At 70.0% G+C, this 18883-nt stretch carries 19 protein-coding genes; 9 read left to right on the top strand and 10 right to left on the bottom strand.

The window, feature by feature from the left end; all coding sequences use genetic code 11:
* The first annotated feature begins 88 nt into the window (after nucleotides 1-88).
* A complete protein-coding gene (locus tag AB0O34_RS23780; RefSeq protein ID WP_363918733.1) occupies nucleotides 89-670 on the top strand; it encodes an RICIN domain-containing protein in 582 nt (193 codons plus the stop codon).
* Between the two features lie 50 nt (nucleotides 671-720).
* Here the strand turns inward: AB0O34_RS23780 and AB0O34_RS23775 are convergent, their stop codons facing one another.
* On the bottom strand, nucleotides 721-1536 hold the full coding sequence (locus AB0O34_RS23775) for a class I SAM-dependent methyltransferase (protein ID WP_363918731.1): 816 nt from the start codon (nucleotides 1534-1536) through the stop codon (nucleotides 721-723).
* Nucleotides 1537-1793: 257 nt separating this feature from the next.
* Here AB0O34_RS23775 and AB0O34_RS23770 point away from each other — a divergent pair, with 257 nt between their 5' ends.
* Both AB0O34_RS23770 and AB0O34_RS23765 read left to right on the top strand, forming a co-directional pair.
* Nucleotides 1794-2003 (top strand): hypothetical protein, encoded by a 210-nt coding sequence (locus AB0O34_RS23770; RefSeq protein WP_363918729.1) that lies wholly within the window; start codon nucleotides 1794-1796, stop codon nucleotides 2001-2003.
* Between the two features lie 6 nt (nucleotides 2004-2009).
* On the top strand, nucleotides 2010-2354 hold the full coding sequence (locus AB0O34_RS23765; protein ID WP_363918727.1) for a DUF1036 domain-containing protein: 345 nt from the start codon (nucleotides 2010-2012) through the stop codon (nucleotides 2352-2354).
* A gap of 195 nt (nucleotides 2355-2549) precedes the next feature.
* Here AB0O34_RS23765 and AB0O34_RS23760 read toward each other — a convergent pair whose 3' ends face one another.
* The 3 genes from AB0O34_RS23760 to AB0O34_RS23750 all read right to left on the bottom strand — a co-directional run bounded on the left by AB0O34_RS23760 (nucleotide 2550) and on the right by AB0O34_RS23750 (nucleotide 6100).
* Nucleotides 2550-3455 carry an ABC transporter permease gene (locus tag AB0O34_RS23760; RefSeq protein ID WP_363918725.1) on the bottom strand — a complete coding sequence of 302 codons (906 nt, stop codon included), beginning with the start codon at nucleotides 3453-3455 and terminating at the stop codon, nucleotides 2550-2552.
* Nucleotides 3448-4374 carry an ABC transporter permease gene (locus AB0O34_RS23755; RefSeq protein ID WP_363918723.1) on the bottom strand — a complete coding sequence of 309 codons (927 nt, stop codon included), beginning with the start codon at nucleotides 4372-4374 and terminating at the stop codon, nucleotides 3448-3450. The genes AB0O34_RS23760 and AB0O34_RS23755 overlap by 8 nt, the downstream gene beginning before the upstream one ends.
* A gap of 121 nt (nucleotides 4375-4495) precedes the next feature.
* Nucleotides 4496-6100 carry an ABC transporter substrate-binding protein gene (locus AB0O34_RS23750; RefSeq protein ID WP_363918721.1) on the bottom strand — a complete coding sequence of 535 codons (1605 nt, stop codon included), beginning with the start codon at nucleotides 6098-6100 and terminating at the stop codon, nucleotides 4496-4498.
* Between the two features lie 129 nt (nucleotides 6101-6229).
* On the opposite strand from AB0O34_RS23750, the gene AB0O34_RS23745 reads away from it, so the two are divergent.
* Entirely contained in the window at nucleotides 6230-7204 is a 975-nt protein-coding gene (locus tag AB0O34_RS23745) for a LuxR C-terminal-related transcriptional regulator (protein WP_363918719.1), read from the top strand.
* 24 nt (nucleotides 7205-7228) lie between these two features.
* On the opposite strand, the gene AB0O34_RS23740 is transcribed toward AB0O34_RS23745, so the two are convergent.
* The 3 genes from AB0O34_RS23740 to AB0O34_RS23730 form a co-directional block, all read right to left on the bottom strand.
* Nucleotides 7229-7696, bottom strand: coding sequence for an ATP-binding protein (locus AB0O34_RS23740; RefSeq protein ID WP_363918717.1), 468 nt, complete (start codon nucleotides 7694-7696; stop codon nucleotides 7229-7231).
* Between the two features lie 102 nt (nucleotides 7697-7798).
* Entirely contained in the window at nucleotides 7799-8770 is a 972-nt protein-coding gene (ppk2, locus tag AB0O34_RS23735) for a polyphosphate kinase 2 (protein WP_363918715.1), read from the bottom strand.
* Nucleotides 8771-8807: 37 nt separating this feature from the next.
* Entirely contained in the window at nucleotides 8808-9767 is a 960-nt protein-coding gene (locus AB0O34_RS23730; protein ID WP_363918713.1) for a metallophosphoesterase, read from the bottom strand.
* A 201-nt stretch (nucleotides 9768-9968) separates the two neighbouring features.
* On the opposite strand from AB0O34_RS23730, the gene AB0O34_RS23725 reads away from it, so the two are divergent.
* On the top strand, nucleotides 9969-10343 hold the full coding sequence (locus tag AB0O34_RS23725) for an STAS domain-containing protein (protein WP_363918711.1): 375 nt from the start codon (nucleotides 9969-9971) through the stop codon (nucleotides 10341-10343).
* Here the strand turns inward: AB0O34_RS23725 and AB0O34_RS23720 are convergent.
* The 3 genes from AB0O34_RS23720 to AB0O34_RS23710 all read right to left on the bottom strand — a co-directional run bounded on the left by AB0O34_RS23720 (nucleotide 10340) and on the right by AB0O34_RS23710 (nucleotide 12936).
* Nucleotides 10340-10786, bottom strand: a complete 447-nt coding sequence (locus AB0O34_RS23720) for an SRPBCC family protein (protein ID WP_363918709.1) — start codon at nucleotides 10784-10786, stop codon at nucleotides 10340-10342. The genes AB0O34_RS23725 and AB0O34_RS23720 overlap by 4 nt on opposite strands.
* A gap of 51 nt (nucleotides 10787-10837) precedes the next feature.
* Entirely contained in the window at nucleotides 10838-11536 is a 699-nt protein-coding gene (locus tag AB0O34_RS23715; protein ID WP_363918707.1) for a phosphatase PAP2 family protein, read from the bottom strand.
* Nucleotides 11537-11760: 224 nt separating this feature from the next.
* Nucleotides 11761-12936 (bottom strand): YncE family protein, encoded by a 1176-nt coding sequence (locus AB0O34_RS23710; RefSeq protein WP_363918705.1) that lies wholly within the window; start codon nucleotides 12934-12936, stop codon nucleotides 11761-11763.
* Between the two features lie 349 nt (nucleotides 12937-13285).
* Between AB0O34_RS23710 and AB0O34_RS23705 the strand changes: the two genes are divergently transcribed.
* From AB0O34_RS23705 to AB0O34_RS23690, 4 genes are all read left to right on the top strand, one after another.
* Entirely contained in the window at nucleotides 13286-14467 is a 1182-nt protein-coding gene (locus tag AB0O34_RS23705; RefSeq protein WP_363918703.1) for a thiolase family protein, read from the top strand.
* Between the two features lie 8 nt (nucleotides 14468-14475).
* Nucleotides 14476-15258, top strand: a complete 783-nt coding sequence (pcaH, locus tag AB0O34_RS23700) for a protocatechuate 3,4-dioxygenase subunit beta (protein ID WP_363918701.1) — start codon at nucleotides 14476-14478, stop codon at nucleotides 15256-15258.
* Entirely contained in the window at nucleotides 15255-15866 is a 612-nt protein-coding gene (gene pcaG / locus AB0O34_RS23695; protein ID WP_363918699.1) for a protocatechuate 3,4-dioxygenase subunit alpha, read from the top strand. Before pcaH ends, pcaG begins: the two co-directional genes overlap by 4 nt.
* A 555-nt stretch (nucleotides 15867-16421) precedes the next feature.
* The gene (locus AB0O34_RS23690; protein ID WP_363918697.1) at nucleotides 16422-17801 is read left to right on the top strand and encodes an FAD-binding oxidoreductase; all 1380 of its coding nucleotides are present in this window, start codon (nucleotides 16422-16424) and stop codon (nucleotides 17799-17801) included.
* Nucleotides 17802-18883: the final 1082 nt, after the last annotated feature.

Genomic DNA, 18883 nt, shown 5'->3' with positions numbered 1-18883 from the left:
TGACTACACAGAGTGACGATCGGGGAAAAGGTGGGGGTGCGGGCTCCGGCGGGCGGGGGCCGCCCGTCGACAGGAAGGTTCCATCCCCATGGCTTGCACGAAGCGGGCGTTCAGGCGCTCTGTGCTGACGCTGACCTCGGCCGTCACGACCGCCGCCGTCCTTGGGGTGTGTCCGCCGGTCGCGCGCGCAGACACGGCCGCCCCCGAGGAGCGGCAGCTCATCAACCGGATGGACGGCAGCCGCCTGGCCCTGCTGTCCGACGGCACGGGCGAGGGGGCGCCGGCGATCACGCTACGGGCCCCGTCCTGGCAGTACAAGACCGTGAAGTGGACCAACACCTACAAGCCCGACGGCAGCATGGTCATCAGGAACGTCGCCGCGGCCAAGTGCCTCCAGCCCGCCACGGCCGGCCCGAAGGCCGGGGACGGCCTGGTGGTCAAGACGTGCGACGGCTCGGCGGCGCAGGACTGGACCTACCGGTGGGAGCAGACCGACGGCAACACCGGCGTGACCGCCTGGTTCAGCCTCCGCCCCAAGGCGAACCCGGCGCTGGCGATCACCCTCCAGACCTACCAGGGCTCGGGCAGCTGGGACTCCCTCTACCTCGACCGCGACCAGAACAGCACCGACCGCCTGTGGCGCTTCCTCCGGGACGGCGCCACCTGGTGAACGAGGCCCACGCGCTCAACCCGGGCGCGTTCCCGCCTCCTGCGGCGGGCTCAGAAGCGGTACTGGAGGATGCGGCCGACCTTGCGCAGGAAGTAGAAGCGGTCCATGACTGCCAGGGCGGCGCGGTAGCCCGGAGGGAATCGGGCCACCTCGGGGACGTCGGAGAAGAAGAGCTCTGAGGCGAGGTGGAGGCCGGTGACGGCGGCGGTCAGGTCGGCCGGGTCGTCGAGGCCCCAGCGGAGGGTGGCGCCGGTGGCCCTGATCTGCGGTTGGAAGCGGCTCAGCTTGACCGCCAGGCTGCTCAGCGCGTCGAACACGATGTCCCCTGCGGGGAACCGCTCGGTGATACGGCGCAGCAGAGCGTGGACCTCCTCGGTGGTGAGGTACATCATCAGGCCCTCGGCGACGACGAGCACCGGGCCGTCGGCCGGCACCTGTTCCAGCCATCCGGGGTCGGTGGCCGGCTGCCCGACCATCGTGTAGCCGGGCCGGGGCGGGAAGAGACGCTCACGTAGCGTGATGATGTCCGGGTAGTCGACGTCGAACCAGCGGACGGACTCGGGCGGGTCGAGGCGGTAGACGCGGGTGTCGAGGCCGCAGGCCAGGTGGATCACCGTGGCGCCGGGCGCGCGGGCGAGGTGGTCGGCGGTGAGGGCGTCGAAGGTCTTGACGCGGATGGCCACGCTCAGCGCGTCGGTGGGGCGCATCTTGAGCTTCGAGAAGTCGTAGTCGATGCGCTCGACGGCCTGCTCGGCGAGCGGGTCGCGCAGGACGGGATTCTCGGTGCGGCTGTGCACGGCCCTGCCGTACAGGGTGGCGAGGAGGGTCTCCTTCTCCTTGGTGAAATGGACCTTCTCGTTCCCCATCCCTCCAATGTAGACCTGAGGCTCCCGAGCCCCGGAGGGGTCGGGACCGTGCCCGGCCACTGGCCGGCCGGGGCCGGCCCGGGGCTTGGCCGAGCCCGCTGATCGTGGCGGCGTGTGAACGGTGGGCGTGGCCACTTGTGAGCGGTGGGCGTGGCCGCATGTGGCCGGTGGCCGTGCTGTGGCCGTGTCTTTACACGTCCACGGGCGCGACTGTACGCTGTCTTTTGATTACCCACAGTGATCAGGAGGTGAGTCACATGCCGGATGACGGCACCGAGCGAGTGCCCGATCCACGAGTGGCGTTCACGAACGTCACGGCGGCCGACACGGGCGAGGTCAGCGAGAGCCCGGGGATGGTCGACCGGGCCGTCGTGGTGGCGGGCGAAGGCGAGCATCTGCCACCGCACTCGGAGCAGGCGATCGACAGCAGGCCGCTCTCCCAGCGGTTCATCGAGCCGGAGGAGTAGTCGACCATGGAGTTGCACTTCCGTAACCGCTACACCTCGAAGGTGTGGGTGGCGATCATGTTCTACAGCCCCGACACCTGCCGTGACTACGGCCAGTGGGGCACCCGTGGCTGGTGGGCGATCGATCCGGGTGGAGAGGCGCACGTCCTCAACACCGGCAACCGCTACGCCGCCTACTACGCCGAGGCCGCCAACGGCGCGGTCTGGACCGGCCCCTACGGCCCGATCTACGTCTACCAGAACGCCTTCGACTCCTGCCTTGGCATCGGCAGCACCGCGGCCAGGAGCGTCGGCACCCGCCTGGTCGACATGAACGGCTACTCCGTCTACTACGTGAACCTCACCCCCTGACGTCTACTACGTGAAGCCCACCCCCTGCCGGGGTGCGTCCACGAGCGGCCCCGGACACCGTGCCGTCGGGGCCCGCCCGCACCCGTTCGCCGCGCAGGCCAGGCCCGTACGCGGTCGCGGCGCAGGCCACGCCCGTACGCGACCGGCCGGGGTCAGTGGAGCTTCGGGTCCAGGGGCCGTACGCGGGCGGCCGGGTCAGCGGAGCTTGGGGTCCAGGGCGTCACGGACGACGTCGCCGAGCAGGAGGAAACTCAGGACCGTGGCGGTGAGGAACATCGCGGGGAAGACCAGCAGGTGCGGGTACTCCGCGAAGAACACCTGGGCCACGTTGAGCTGGAGCCCCCACGACACGTCGGGATACTGCAACCCCACGCCGAGGTAGTCGAGCGTGGCCTCCCCCGAGATGACGTTGCCGACGTTCAGCATCGCGACCACGAAGACCGGGGCGATGGCGTTCGGCAGGATGTGCTTGATCATGATCCGCCGGTCGCCGGCGCCCAGCGCCCTCGCGGCCTGCACGTAGTCGGTGTCCCTGATCGCGATCACCTGGCCGCGCATCAGCCGGGTCATGGTGGTCCAGCCGAGCAGGACCAGGACGATCGTCATCGCCCAGATCCCGTGCCCGGGGAAGGCGACCAGCACGACCGTGGCCCCGAGGACGAACGGAATGCCGAAGAACACGTCCGTCACCCGGGAGATGACCGCGTCCAGCACACCGCCGTAGTAGCCGCCGAGCAGGCCGAGCAGGACGGCGATGAGCAGGGCGAACACCGTCACCGCGACACCGATCATCACCGACGCGCGGGTGCCGTGCACGATCTGCGACCAGTAGTCGCATCCCTGGAGGTCGTACCCGAAGATCGCGCCGCCGCCCGGCCCCTTCTTGGACATGCGCAGGTCGCAGTGCTCGTTCGGGCCGAGCCTGGCGAACAGCGAGGGGAACGCGGCCATCGCGCAGGCGACGACCAGGATGACCATCGAGAGCCAGAAGAGGACCCGTCCGCGCAGTTCGAGCCACGCGTCGTACCACAGCGAGCCCCGGATGTTCCGCTGAGGCTTCGGGCCGGAGGCCGCCTCGGCGGAGGCCTTCAGATCAACCACGGCGGATCCTCGGATCGAGCACGCCGTACAGCAGGTCGACGAGCAGGTTGGCCACGATGAAGATCATCACCAGGAGGGTGGTGACGCCGACGACGACCGGGCCCTCCTGGAGCTGGATCGACTGGAAGACCTGCTGGCCGATGCCGGGCAGGTTGAAGATGCCCTCGGTGACCACGGCGCCCGCCATGAGGTTGCCGAAGTCGACGCCGAGGTAGGTGACGACGGGGATCAGCGAGTTGCGCAGGGTGTGCCTGCCGATGATGCGGGACCGCCGCAGGCCCTTCGCGGCGGCCGTGCGGACGTAGTCCGCCCGGAGGTTCTCCACCACGCTGGTGCGGGTCAGCCGGGCGACGTACGCGAGCCCGAACGAGCCGAGGACCATGCCCGGCAACAGGTAGCTCGTCGGCCACCCCTCGTCGGTGCCGGCGGTCGGGAAGAGGCCGAGGTCGAGCCCGAGCACGATCTGGGCGGTGTACCCGACGACGAAGACCGGGACGGCGATCACGAACGTCGTCCCGGCCAGCACCGCCGTGTCGGCGAGCCTGCCCCGGCGCAGCCCCGCGATCACGCCGAGGCCGATGCCCACGACCAGCTCGAAGACCCACGCGGTGAGCGCGAGCTGGGCGGTCACCGCCCAGCGGTCCTGGAGCAGCTCGCTGACCTGCTGCCCGGTGAAGGTCTCCCCCAGGTCGCCGCGCAGGAAGACCCCCGCCATGTACAGGCCGTACTGCACGATCAGCGGGTCGTTCAGGTGGTAGTGCTCGCGCAGCGTCTGGAGCACGGCCTCCGGAAGCGGTTTGTCGCCGGCGAGTGCCAGAATCGGATCGCCCGGCAGGGAGAACACCATGGCGTAGATCAGGAAGGTGGTCGCCACGAATACCGGAACGGCCTGGAGCAGGCGGTGGACGGCGTACCTCACGGCCGTGCGCCCGCCTCACCGCTGCGGGCCGGCGAGCCCTCGCGAGCTTCGCGGCCGGTGGTCGCACGGGGGGACCCCGGCTGGCCGGGGGCCGTGCGCGGAGTCCCCATCGCGCGCATCCTTACTTGACCGTGATGGTGTCGAGGTTGGGGCTGTACGGGTCGATCTGTACGCCGGTGATCTTGTTGGAGTAGCCGGCCTGATCCTGCCAGTTCCACAGCGGGATCATCGGCATTTCGGCGAGGGCCACGTCCTCGGCCTGCTGGTAGAGCGGGATGCTCGCTTCCATGGTGGACGCCGAGTTGGCCTTGGCGATCAGGTCGTTGAACTGCTTGTTGTCCCAGCCCATGCGGTTGCCGGCGCCCCACATCGACTCGAGGTAGTTCTGGGGGCTCGGGTAGTCCATGACCCAGTTGTTGCGGTAAGGACCGTCTTCCTTCTTCTCGCGCAGCGTCGAGAGGTAGTCGGCGGCGGGGATCTTGCGGAACTGGATGTCGGTGATCCCGAGGTTCTCCTTGAGCTGGTTGGCCACGGCCTGCATCCACTGCTCGTAGCTCGGGTCGGCGTTGGAGAAGTAGAGGTTCAGCGTGCCCTTGAGCCCGCCCGCCTTGTCGTACAGCGCCTTGGCCTTGGCCTTGTCGTACACGCAGGCCTCACCGCACGCGCCCTCGCGGTATCCCGGCACCAGTGGCGCGAGCAGCGACGACATCGGCTTGAAGGTGCCGTTGTAGACGGCGTCGACGATGCCCTGCCTGTCGATCGACATCGAGATCGCCTTGCGCAGGTCGGCGTTCTGGAACCGCTTGTCGAACACCGGGAAGCCGAGGTAGTCCATGGTGCCGCTGGCCGTCGGCACGAACCGGTCGCCGAGGAGCTTCTTGGCCTCGGTCGCGCTCGCCGGCGGGATGGTCTGCAGCAGGTCGACCTTGTTGGCCCGCAGGTCGGTGTACGCCGTGTCGCGGCTGGCGTAGATCTTGAACAGGACCGCGTCGGACTTGGCCGGGCGAGGTCCCGCGTAACCCGCGAACTTCTTCACCTTGATCTGCTGGTTGTGCGCCCAGTCGCCGTCGAGGGCGAAGGGGCCGTTGCCGATCGGCTTCTGGTCGTAGGCCTTGAGGTCGGTGAAGGCCGCCTTCGGCATCGGCGCGAACCCCGTGTAGGCCAGCGTGATCGGGAACTGGCTGAACGGCGCCGTCAGGTGCACTTCGAGGGTGCCGGGGTCGACGACCTTCAGGCCGCTCAGCTTCTCGGCGGTGGGCTTGGCGCCCTCGGCCTCGGGGTTGAGCTTGTCGTAGCCCTCGATGTTGGCGAAGTAGTAGTTGTTGGTCCACGCGTTCGGGCCGTAGGCGGCGGCGTTCCACGCGTCGGCGAAGCTCTCGGCGGTGACGGGCTCGCCGTTGTGGAACTTCTGTCCTGGCTTGATCTTGATGGTCCAGGTCTTCTGGTCGTCGCTCGTCACCGACTCGGCGGCCCGCATCTGCGTCTGGCCCTTGGAGTCGATCACGACGAGCGTGTCGAACAGCGCCTGCAGCACCGTGATCGAGTAGCTGCTGGAGGTGTTGCCCGGCGTCAGGTGATCGGGCTCGTTGAGCGCGACGGAGAACTGGCCGGCCCCCTGTTTGCCCTGGTCACCGCTGGATTCCCCGCTGGAACCCCCGCAGGCGCTCATCGTGAGCGCCGCCGCGAGGAGGACGGCGGCACCTCGCGCCTTCTTCAGGACCGTCACTGTTCCTCTGCCTCTCCGTCGCTCCGGCGTGATGCCGGAGAGGCTAAATAGCGTGGCAAGTGTCTGCATCGGCAAATTTACGTATTCCCGGGAAAGATCTGTGTCGGGCAAGCTGAGAGTGGAGGACCGATGGATCAGATCACCCTGAGCGCACGCCACCTCCACGCGTTCACGGAAGTAGGGTTCCAGGTGGCCGGCGGTTCGGGGGCCCACGGCGCGATGACGGCGCTGCGGAAGATCATCCCGGTGGAGGCGTACGAGTTCGTCGCGTTCGACCCGGCGACCGGATGCCACCGCAGCCTGGTGTCATCGGGATACGCCAGAGTCGACGAGGACGCCGCCGAGGAGTACGCCCGCCTCGCCCCCTACCGGCGCGCCATGGCCTCGCGCGTCCCGCTGCCCATGGGCTGCCCCGGCACCGAGCTCTACTACCGCAGGCACCTGGAGCCGTACGGCTGGCGCTCGGGGCTGACCGCGCCGCTGTTCGTCACCGAGGGGCGCTACACCGGCCTGCTGCACGTCAACTCCCGCGAGGCCCTCCCGCCCGAGACCACCACGGTGATCCGCGCGGTCTCCAGCGCCCTCGCCCACGTCACCGACCTGACCCGCTGCGTGATCGACCCGCTCGGGCTGCCGCCGGGCTTCCACGCGATGGCCTTCGAGCGTGGCGGGCGGCGCCGCGCGGTGGCCGGGTGGCCCACCTCCGAGGCGATCGAGCGGGAGCCCGCCATGGCCGAGCTGGCCAGGGACTTCATCGACTCGCGCGAGCTGTCGCGGCGCGGGCTGTGGCTCGACTCCTCCGGCCAGTGGCGGGAGGTGCGCGTCCACCGCGCGGGGGTGGGCTTCCACGGCGCCATCCAGGGCGCGGTGATCGCCGAACGGCCGTGCGCACTGCCGTACGAGCTGACCGCCAGGGAGATCGAGGTGCTCACGCGGGTCGCCCTGGGCGACTCCAACCCGCAGATCGCGGCGGTGCTGGTGCTGAGCGTCCGCACGGTGACCACCCACCTGGAGCACATCTTCGCCAAGCTGGGCTGCGACAGCCGTACGCGCCTGACCACCAAGGTCCTGGCCGAGGGCCTCTGCCGCCTCGACCTCTCCTGATCGCCGCGGTCACCCCCAGGGAGCTCACCGGGCGACGCGCAGGGCTCCCTGGGGGGTGACGGGCGAGGGGTTCAGCAGGTCGACGTGCATCTCGAACCACACGTTGTTGGTCCCGGCCTCACGGATGAAGCCCCAGCGGTGGGCGAGCGCCTCCAGCAGGAGCAGGCCCCGCCCCCCGGTGTCGAGCGGGGAGGAGGGGCGCCATCCGAAAGGGGGGTCCAGGGAGCCAGCGTCCTGGCAGGCGATGCGCACCCATTCGGCCGCGTAGGACACGCTGAGCGTGAACGTCCCGCCGTCGCCCGAGTCGGAGTGCACCACCGCGTTGGTGGCGATCTCGCTGGTCAGAAGGACGCAGTCGTCGTGGAGCGGATGCCCTGTCCCGAGCGCGGAGGACACCAGCCGCCGGGCCCGTGCCACCGCGTCGGGATCGCCGGCGAGGTGCAGGACGCGATCACTGTCGGAATCCGCCCTGCCGTACCCTGATGAAGTCATGCGACCCCCCGGTTAGTGAGCTGCTCGCACCCTGTTAAGGACGCCGGGACCATCTTTAGAGATGTCGCCAAAAGGTAGGAACATGGTCCCCGCCGGGAAGGCCTATATGGCCTGTGTGGAGGGCTCCCCGGCTCCCGGGGGGTCAGACGTCAGGGCCGAGTGGTCCTCGTCGACGATGTCGGCGGCGGAGCGCACGATCTGCGGGTCGGCCGCCCCCACGATCTCATGGTCCTTGTTGGTGTACTCGAACTGGCTGAGGACGTGGCGCATGGCCTCGATGCGGCCGCGCTTCTTGTCGTTGCTCTTGATCACGGTCCAGGGGGCGTCCGCGGTGTCGGTGTTGAGGAACATGTCCTCCTTCGCCCGGGTGTACTCGTTCCACTTGTCCAGGGAGGCGAGATCCATCGGGGACAGCTTCCACTGACGGACGGGGTCGACCTGGCGGATGATGAACCGGGTGCGCTGCTCGCGGTGGGACACCGAGAACCACAGCTTGATCAAATGGATGCCGTCCCGGACCAGCATCTTCTCGAAGAGCGGCGTCTGGACCATGAACTCCTCGTACTCCCGCGGGGTGCAGAAGCCCATGACCCACTCGACCCCGGCCCGGTTGTACCAGGACCGGTCGAACATGGCGATCTCTCCGGCGGCGGGGAGGTGGGCGACGTACCGCTGGAAGTACCACTGCGTGCGCTCGCGCTCGCTCGGCTTCTCCAGGGCCACCACGCTCGCGCCCCGGGGGTTGAGGTGCTCCATGAACCGCTTGATCGTCCCGCCCTTGCCCGCGGCGTCGCGGCCCTCGAAGAGGATCACCAGGCGGCCTCCGGTGTCCTTGATCCAGTACTGCAGCTTCAGCAGTTCGATCTGCAGCAGCCGCTTGGTCTGCTCGTACTCGGAGCGCGACATCCGCTCGGTGTAGGGGTAGTGCTCCCGCCAGGTGTCCACCACGCGCCCGTCGGCGTACAGCAGGACCGGGTCGTCGTCGTCGCTGGAGTCGACCCAGAGGCCGGGAGTGCGGTCGAGCAGCTCACTTGATTCGGCGGCCTGAGGATAGAGGACTTCCGAGGGCTCCATATCGCCAGTTTTGCACACGTTTACGCCGGTCAGAAGCTCAGTGACATCGTGCGGTACCCGAGTCCGGCACCTCGCCGTCGGTGCCGGCGAACCGCCAGCCGTACCCGCCCTGGTGGAGCACCAGCCGCAGCACCCCGAAGTCGGTGTTGTCGCGGAACACGCTGCCCCGGACCGGCCGGCCGAAGGCGTAGTGGCTCGCCCCGCCGCTGCCGACCACGAAGGAGCGGATGCCGTCCTGAGCCGGCTCGCCGTCCGGCCGCAGCGGCTCGAACCGCTCGTAGACGTGCTCGTGCCCGGCGAGCACCACGTCGGCCCTCACCTCGTACAGGGCCTCCCAGAACGGGCCGACGCTCGCGTCTCCCCCGTGGGTCCTGCCGGAGGAGAACCTCGGGTGGTGCCAGTAGGCCAGCACGCACGGACGGCGGGTCGCCGCGAGGTCGGCCCTCAGCCAGGCGACCTGCGCGGAGCCGGGGCCGTGGTCGGCCATGGAGTCGAGCGAGACCAGGTGCCACTGTCCGAGGTCGAAGCTGTAGTAGCTCTTCCCCTCGGGCCGGGCGGCGGCCCCGAAGTAGCGGAAGTACCCCCGCGCGCCCGGAGTGACGTACTCGTGGTTGCCCGGCGCGGGCCTGGTCCTGTCCTTGAACCGTCCCCACGTGGCGTCGTAGTAGGAGCGGAAGTCCGAGAGCGCACCCGCGGGGTACTGCAGGTCCCCGAGCGCGAGGACGGCCGCCGGGTCCAGGCGCAGCACCAGGTCGGACGTGGCCCGCGCCCCGCACCAGCCCGACGTGCAGCGGGCGGAGATGTCCCCGGCCGCGACGACCACCGGATCGGCCGTCGCGCGCGATGGCGGCACGGCTACAGAAGGGGACGGCGCGGACGGGGACGCAGCGCGCCCGGCCGCCTCGGAGGACGGGGCGGGCGACGCCCCGCCGCACGCGGCGGCCAGGGCACACGCGGCCACGGCGGCGAGAACGCTGGACAGGGAACGACGTCGCATACAGCCCATCCTGCTGGGACCGGCGGACGCGGCGGGCCGTTTCGCGCCCGCGTCAACGAAGTAGTGGCGGCGGCAGGTCTCGATCGAAGTACATAGGAGGCGAAAATGGTTCCAGCGCGATGGCGCGGTGCGAGCATTGGACCGCAATGATCACGTGAGTTGACGCCTCCGTCTTTGACGTTCGGCAGAGGGAGCGGCCGGATGGGTCTGAAACTGGCGATCAGCAGGCATCGTGACCCTGATTGCACGCTGGTCGGGATCATCGGCGACCTCGACGCGACCACGTACTCCACCGCCAGGGACCAGCTGAGCGGCCTGCTCGCCGAGGGTCACGTCCGGATCGTCATGGACGTCACCGAGCTGGGGTTCTGCGACTCCGGCGGCATCTGGATCCTGCTCGAGATCCACCGCCGGGCGAAGCGGGACGGCGGGTGGGTGCGGCTCGCCGGCGTGAACGGCTTCCTCCAGCGCCTGTTCACGCTGACCCGGCTGGACGCCGCCTTCACCATCGACGCCGACGTCACCGCGTCGCTGGCCGCCGTGACCCTCCTGGAGGACCCGGGCGCGAAAGACTAGGGCTTCTCGGCGGCTGCCTTGATCCTCCGCAGGGTGCTGCGCATCCCCTCCACCATGAGGGCCTCGCGGTCCCTGCCGAGGAAGCCGAGGGCGAGCACCGCGCGCACCGGCCCGACCGGTGACCCGATGTGCTCGCGCCACTCGCACAGGACCGTGCCGTCGCCGTCGGGCATCAGGCGGTACCCCCAGCGCATCCGCGACAGCTCGACCTCGAAGGTGAACCGGCGGGGCCGCTCCCACTCGACCACCGTGCACGTGGTCGCCCAGCGGAACGGGCCTCGGCGGTTGTGCCCGCGAAACGAGGCGCCGACCCGTCCGCCCACGCCCGCGAGCCAGCGCCCGCCCGTGCTCTCAGGACTCCACTCACCGTAACGGGTGACGTCGGTGACCAGGTCCCAGACCTTCCTGGGAGGTGCGTCGATCTTCAGGCAGACCTCATCCATGCGGACTCCTCTCACCTCGATCGGGTCCCGGCATGGTGCCTTCAATCGAACCTAAGTCCCATTCCACACGCCGGACCGGGTGCTCCGCACGGTTTCGCGCGGTGCCGCGTCGGCGGCTTCGTCACGAGGCGCGCGCCGGCCCGCCGGGAAGCCGCTGAGCCGGAGGACCGCCCCGGTCCCGGCCGTGCCGGCGAGGATCGAGCCGACCACGTCGGACGGGTAGTGGACCCCGAGGTACATGCGCGCCATCGCCTGCGCGGCGACGAGGAGCACACCCGCGACGACGACCGGGATGAAGTAACGGGTGCCGTAGGTCAGAAAGGCCACGGCCACGGCGAGCGACATCGTCAGCGCCACGTGTCCGCTGGGGAAGCTGTCGTGGCCCAGCTCGGAGATGAGCTGGTAGGCGGCCGGCGGCCTCGGGCGGGCGATGAGCACCTTGAACACCGAGCTCACCGTCCAGCCCACGGCGATCAGCAGGGTTGTGAGCATCGCCGTGCGCGGGCGCCGGGCCAGCAGGAGCCCGGCCGCGAGCAGCCCGGCGATCGCCAGCCCCGCGGGCGGGCCGAAGCCGACGTTCAGCACCTGCGCCACCGCGGTCAGCCAGCCCGTGCGCGTGCTCCGCACCGCCTCGTCGAAGCGCAGGTCGGCGCTCGTCCAGCCGCTCGTCCTGGCGGCGGCGCCGAGAGCCCCGGCGAGCAGGAAGAGCACGATGGGAAGCCCCAGCGCGTCGAGCGTTCTTCTGGTCACAGGCGACGTTCCGATCTCTCACCGGAACACCCCGGGATGGGCCTGGCCGGTCGCGACCACGCTAGAAGCGGCCCGGTCAGCGGACGCTCAGGGCACGGTCAACCCGGTGCTTACCTTCCACCATCCGCGATCTAGGCGGTGGTGAGCAGGCGTACCGCCTCCAGCGCCAGGGCGAGCTCGACGATGTCACGTGGCCGGGACACGGATCGCCCGGTCAACTGCGTTCACCGGAACACTCCGGTGTGGCCGAGCGAGTGAATTCCGGGCTGCGGGTAGACGGCCAGGCCGTGCGGCCCCGCGTCCACCGGGATCTTCCGTACGAGGTGGCCGTCGTGGGTGTCGAACACGTACACGACGCTGTTGTAGCGCCCCGCGAGCCACAGGCGGCTGCCGTCGGCCGAGACGCCGCCCATGTCAGGCGAGCCGCCGCCGGGGATGCGCCAGGTCGCGATCGGCTTGTGCTTCGCGAACGAGACCACCGACACCGACCCCGCGCCCCGGTTGGAGACGTAGAGGTCCTTCGAGTCCCTGCTGACGTACAGCCCGTGGGCGCCGGCGCCGGTCCTGATGAAGCGCCGCACCTTGAAGCGCTCGGCGTCGATCAGCCAGACGCCGCCCTTGGCCATGTCGGCGACGTAGAACGTCTTGCCGTCCGGAGAGAGCTTCACGTCCTGGGGCATGCTGTGGTGCGCCGGCAGGTTGACGACCTCGCTGACCTTCCGCTCGGCCAGGTTCACGACCACCATGTGGCCGGAGAACTCGCAGCTGGCCAGGAAGATCGAACCGTCGACGGTGAAGTCCGCATGGTTGATGCCGCGGCACGGCATGTCCACCGACTCGCGCAGCTTGAAGGTCTTGGGGTCCCGGAAGTCCAGCCTGTTCAGCCGCTCCGCCATCACCAGCGCGGTGGTGCCGTCCGGGGTGAAGTACAGGTTGTAGGGGTCCTCGACCTCGATGGCCTTGCCCGGCTTCCCGGTCGCCGGATCGATCGGCGTGAGCGTGTTGCCGTCGTTGTTGTTCACCCACAGCGTCTTCAGGTCCCACGAGGGGACGACGTGCTGCGGGCGCCTGCCGACCCTGAAGTGCCGGATGACCCGGTAGGTCTTGGGGTCGATGACGCTGACCGTCCCGCTCTCGCTGTTGGGCACGTACACCAGGGAGGGGAAGCCGGCGACGACGGGGCTGAGCATGCCGGGCCGGTCGTTGGCGTAGACGTCCGGGACCACGGCCCGCTGGGCGCCGTGCGGCGACGGCGCCGCACCGGCCGGAGCCTCCGGCGGTGTGGACGGCAGCTCGGCGTCCCGCGGTTCGACGCCACCACCGGAACAGGCGGACACGATCAGCGCGAGGGCGGTCGCGGCGGCGAGCAGCCGGACGGCCCCCCGGGTGGTCCTTGTCATCCGCTCAGGGCCTGCCCCTCTGTCATCCCCCTCCGGCACGCGCCGGCTACGGCCACGCTAGGAGGGGGACGGTCAGGGAACACTCAAACCCACGTCTGCGGTGTGTTTACCTTTGCCAGGGCGGGGGCCCGCCCCGGGGGACACAACGCCCGAGGCGGGCCATGCTCGACGGGACCGCGCAGGGGCGACGCGCTTCTCGAACGACGCGGCCGCGCGCTCGGCGCCGCGCGGCACGACGGGGAAGGCGGCGTTGCCGGGATCCGCCTCCCGGCGACGATAATGAACTAAAGTTCACAAAGCGAACAGACGTCGCCCCGCGCGCTTGAGGCCGCCCGAAGGAGAGCGACACATGACCGAGGTGTACATCGTCGACGCCGTCCGCACCCCGTTCGGCAAGTACGGCGGCGCGCTGTCGAGCGTCCGCCCCGACGACCTGGCCGCCCACGTGCTCAAAGAGCTGACGAGCCGGACCCCGCAGCTCGACCCGGCCCGCGTCGACGACGTGGTCTTCGGCAACGCCAACGGCGCGGGCGAGGAGAACCGCGACGTCGCCCGCATGGCGGTTCTCCTGGCGGGGCTGCCCGTGACCGTCCCGGGCGCCACGGTGAACCGGCTGTGCGGATCGGGGCTGGAGGCCGTCATCCAGGCCGCCCGCGCCATCGCGGCCGGGGACGCCTCCATCGCGGTGGCGGGCGGCGTCGAGTCGATGTCCCGCGCACCGTGGGTGCTGCCCAAGCCCGAACGCGCCTTCCCCGCCGGCCCCCAGGAACTGCACTCGACCACCCTCGGCTGGCGCATGGTCAACCCGCGCATGCCGGCCGAGTGGACCGTCGCCCTCGGCGAGGGCGCCGAGCTGATCGCCGACAAGTATGGGATCACCCGCGAACGGCAGGACGCGTTCGCCCTGGCCAGCCACGAGAAGGCGGCCCGCGCCTGGAAGGAGGGCGCGTACGACGGCGAGATCGTCCCGGTCGAGGGCACCACTGCGCCGCGTGACGAGGCCATCCGTGACGACACCTCGATGGAGTCCCTGGCCAGGCTCAAGCCCGCCTTCCGCGCGGACGGCGGCACCGTCACCGCGGGCAACTCCTCGCCGCTCAACGACGGCGCGGCGGCCCTGCTGCTATGCGACGAGGACGGGTTGCGGGCCCTCGGCCGCGATCCGCTCGCCCGGATCCGCGCCTCGGCCGTCACCGGCACAGAGCCGCAGTACTACGGGCTCGGCCCGGTCGAGGCGGTGGGCCGGGCGCTGGCCCGTGCCGGGAAGGGCATGAGCGATCTGACCGTCTTCGAGCTCAACGAGGCCTTCGCCGCGCAGTCGCTGGGATGCCTGGCCGCGTGGCCCGAGCTCGACCCGGCGATCGTCAACCCGCGCGGCGGCGCCATCGCCATCGGCCACCCGCTCGGCGCCTCCGGAGCGCGCCTGGCCGGCGCGGTCGCCCACCAGCTCGCCGCCGCCGGGTCCGGCACCGGTGTGGCGGCTCTCTGTATCGGCGTCGGGCAGGGCCTCGCCCTCGTCCTCGAAAGGTAACCGGCACCATGACCACCACTCCCCCTGCGCCGCCCGCGCAAGAGGTCATCAGCGCGGAGATCGCCCAGGCGCACCAGGCCTACGCCAAGGCGGTCCAAGGCGGCGAGGCGCCGCGGACCCACCCCGACCGCGCCTACCCGCCCTACCGCAGCACCGTGCTGCGCCATCCGACGCGGCCGCCGATCGCCGTGCCCGACCCCGACGCCGTCGAGCTGAGCGGGCCGGTCTTCGGCGTCACCGACGTCACCGACCTCGACTCCGACCTCACCCGGCGGCACACCGGGGAGCCCCTGGGCGAGCGGATCCGGGTCACCGGGCGGGTGCTCGACCGCGACGGGCGTCCCGTACGCGGCCAGCTGGTCGAGATCTGGCAGGCCAACGCCTCGGGCCGGTACGCCCACCAGCGCGACCAGCATCCGGCGCCGCTCGACCCCAACTTCACCGGCGTCGGGCGCTGCCTGACCGACGACCAGGGCGCGTACGCGTTCACCACGATCAAGCCGGGGGCCTATCCGTGGCGCAACCACGACAACGCCTGGCGGCCCGCGCACATCCACTTCTCGCTCTTCGGCACCGCGTTCACCCAGCGGCTGGTCACGCAGATGTACTTCCCCGGCGATCCGCTGTTCGCGTTCGATCCCATCATGCAGTCGGTCACCGACGACGCGGCCAGAAGCCGGCTCGTCGCGGCCTACGACCACGACCTGTCCACCCCGGAGTGGTCGCTCGGGTACCGCTGGGACATCATCCTGTCCGGCCCCGCCGCCACCTGGATCGAGGAGGGCCGATGACCTCCCAGCCGCGAAGCCCGGAGCATGAGGGGCTGGACGACCCGCTGCCCACGCCGTCCCAGACCGTCGGCCCCTTCTACGGGTACGCCCTGCCGTTCGCGGGAGGTGGCGACGTCGCCCCCACCGGGCACCCCGGTGCCATCACCGTCCACGGCCGGGTCTACGACGGCGCCGGGCAGCCCATCCCGGACGCCATGCTGGAGTTCTGGCAGCCCGGCCCCGACGGCTCGCGGGCCGGGGCCCCCGGGTCACTGCGCCGCGACCAGTTCAACGGCGCGATCATCGGCCGCACCGGGCTGGAATTCACGGGCTTCGGCCGCGTCGCCACCGACGCCGACGGACACTACGCGGTGCGCACCCTGCCGCCGGGCGGCGCGCCGTACATCTCGGTGTGCGTGTTCGCCCGCGGCCTGCTGCACCACCTGTACACCCGTGTCTACCTGCCCGAGCTGACCGACCCGGCGACCGAGCCGCTCCTGGCGTCCCTGCCACCCGGCCGACGGGCCACCCTGCTCGCGACCCCCGAGCGCGACGGGATCCACCGTTTCGACATCCGCCTGCAGCACGACGGGATCCACGAGGAAACGGTCTTCCTCGCCTTCGACTGACGAACCCCGCACGCCCAGGTGCCGTCGAGGCTCTGGACGCGCGACGGCGCCGCGGCCGCGCCGGCCGCGTACGCGAAGAGCAGGCCGGTCACCATCGTGACGGCCAGGGCGACGCGCAGGAGAGGACGGGGGTCGGATCACGGACATGGCCGGCCTCTCGCCGGGACGGGAGTGGAGTGGAACGCGCTGCGATAATAAATGCCGCTATAACCACTATAGGTCGTATTTGTACGGGATTCATCGGCTTTGTACGGGATTCATCGGCCGGCTTGGCGGCCCTCCAAGCGCCGCGCCGAACGGCCGAACCCCTACGACACCGCCCCCTGCCCGGCGAACCGCACGGACGATATTCGCGACGGCCCCCCGGTGATCAGGTGATCCGCCAGGCGCGACAACCCCAGTCGACCCCTATTCGGGTTGAAACCTGATTGGCCGAACGGGATCATCAATAGAGTTGAATCCCTATTGATGACTCCGTCATCGCGGGAACATGAGCACGGCATTCTCTGTCAGCGACGAGCGGCAGGCAAGAAAACGCCGCGAAGGAGTTCCCTTATGCATGTGAATGTCTCGCCCGTCACGATTTCGAGCCTCCGTGCCGCCCTCAACGGCAGGGTGATCGAGCCGAATGACGACGGGTACGACCAGGCACGCGCTGTCTACTACGGCGGGTTCGACCGCCGGCCGGCGGCCATCGTGCGGGCCGCCGACGCCGCCGACGTCGCGCATGTGATCAAGTTCGCCCGCGAGACCGGCGTCGAACTGGCCGTCCGCGGCGGCGGCCACAGCAACGCCGGCCACAGCGTCTCCGAGGGCGGCATCGTGCTCGACCTCCGAGACCTGTGCGAGTTCGACATCGACGTCGAAGGACGCACCGCGTGGGCCGGAGGCGGGCTGACCGCGGGCGCGTACACCACCGCGGCGGGCGAGCACGGCCTCGCGACCGGCTTCGGCGACACCGGCTCCGTGGGGATCGGAGGCATCACGCTCGGAGGCGGCATCGGGTTCCTCGTCCGCAAGCATGGCCTCGCCATCGACAACCTGCTGGCCGCCGAGGTCGTGACCGCCGACGGCGAGCTGCTCCACGTGGACGAGCAGAACCACCCCGACCTGTTCTGGGCGATCCGCGGCGGCGGCGGCAACTTCGGTGTCGCCACCCGTCTGCGGTTCAAGCTGCATCCGGTGGACTCGATCGTGGGCGGCATGCTGTGCCTGCCCGCGACGCCCGAGGTCATCGCCGGGTTCATCGCCGTGGCGGAGGCCGCGCCGGAGGAGCTCTCGACGATCGCCAACGTCATGCCCGCGCCCCCGATGCCGTTCCTGCCGGCCGAGCAGCACGGTCAGCTGATCCTGCTGGCCCTCATGGCCTACGCCGGCGACAACGAGGCCGGCAACCAGGTCATCGACCGGTTCCGCGCGCTGGCCACACCGCTCGCCGACATGATCCAGCCCATGCCCTACTCGGCCATGTTCCCGCCGGAAGAGGGCGCCGAGGAGGCGACCGCGGTCGCGCGGACGATGTTCATCGACACCGTCGACCAAGCCACGGCCGAGACGATGGTCGAGTACCTCGAGTCCTCTGACGCGTCGATGCGCGCCGTGCAGCTCAGGGTGCTCGGCGGGGCGATGACCCGCGTGCCGGTCGACGCCACCGCGTTCGCGCACCGCCACAGCAAGATCATGGTCAACGTCGCGGCGTTCTACGAGGGCCCCGACGAGCAGGCCGTCCGCGAGGCCTGGGTCGTCGAGTTCTCGCAGGCCCTCCTGCAGAGCGACACGGGAGCGTACGTCAACTTCCTGCAGGACGAGAGCGTTGACCGGGTTCGTGCCGCCTACCCGGGCTCGACCTGGAACCGGCTCAGGGAGATCAAGGCCGAGTACGACCCGACCAACCTGTTCCGGCTCAACCAGAACATCCCGCCTGCGAACGGGTGACCTCACGCGTCGCCATGGCGGCGGCGACAAACGGCTTCACCCAGGTGGCCGCCGCCCGGACGTCCCGACCGGCTCGCGCGAGTGTTCGCGGTCGAGCAGGAGGGGCGGCCGGGCGGCGCTCACCGCGTCCGCCGGGGTGAAGGCCACGCGGCGCGCGTCAGGCGTGCCGACGAGCTCCATGGTGGCGGCACGCGAGCACGGCATAGCAGCCCGACGGCCCGCGGTGCCGGCCGCGCACGGCGGTCCCTGAGCAACTGCCCCTTGCGCCGCTCCAGGTCGGACCGGAATGACCCGTTCGACGTCGGCGGTTGGTCGCGGATACCAGGGCGTGGAATCGGCCGGAGCCTGCCCACCGGGCCGGCCGCCGAAGGCGCGCGTAGCGCGGTCATGCCCGCGCGACGCCCTGGAGACGAACCCGGCCGGCTCCTTTCTGCTCACCAAGCACGTGGCCCCGGTCATGATCCGGGCTCGACCGACACCCCGGGGATGCGCGCCTGCGTCGGGGATGAGTATCGCCACAGTGGCGTCAGCCTACCCCGTGCGCGGATCGGCCGGCCCGACGACATCCTCGCGCTCATCGTCTTGCTGTGCGGTGACGCAGCCCGGCACATCTCCGGCACCCTCATCCCGGCCCGCCGGTCACGGGTAGCCGATCGGGGTTTCACCGTGCGCCTCCCGCGGTCCGGCGTTCACGGCCGTCCTGACGTGTTGTCACAGGTGGCGTCGGGCCGGGCCAGAAAGCCATTTCCCGACCGTTGACGTGACCGTAGCACCTATGTAACATTTGGCCAGCACTACGCAAGAAATTTGCAAACTACTGTTACTTTTTTCGCTGTTCCTCGCAACTTCCGGGATGCACTGCGTCCGTGCACCTGCCCCATACGTGTGCGGTGAAGACGCATGCCTGCAAGCCCCCGAACTTGTCGTGCTGACGAGAGATAGAGGAACGCGAATGAGAAAGCTGTACGGACCGTTACGGCGACTGGCGGCGACCGCGGTCGCCCCCGGCCAGCGGGTCGAGGGGGCGGGCCGATCCGAAGAGCACACAACTGAACTCCACTCAACCAGAAAAAAAACTAGTA

The sequence above is a fragment of the Sphaerisporangium sp. NPDC088356 genome, assembly GCF_040685555.1.
Lineage (GTDB): Bacteria > Actinomycetota > Actinomycetes > Streptosporangiales > Streptosporangiaceae > Sphaerisporangium.
This window is presented reverse-complemented; position numbering and strand designations above follow the sequence as displayed.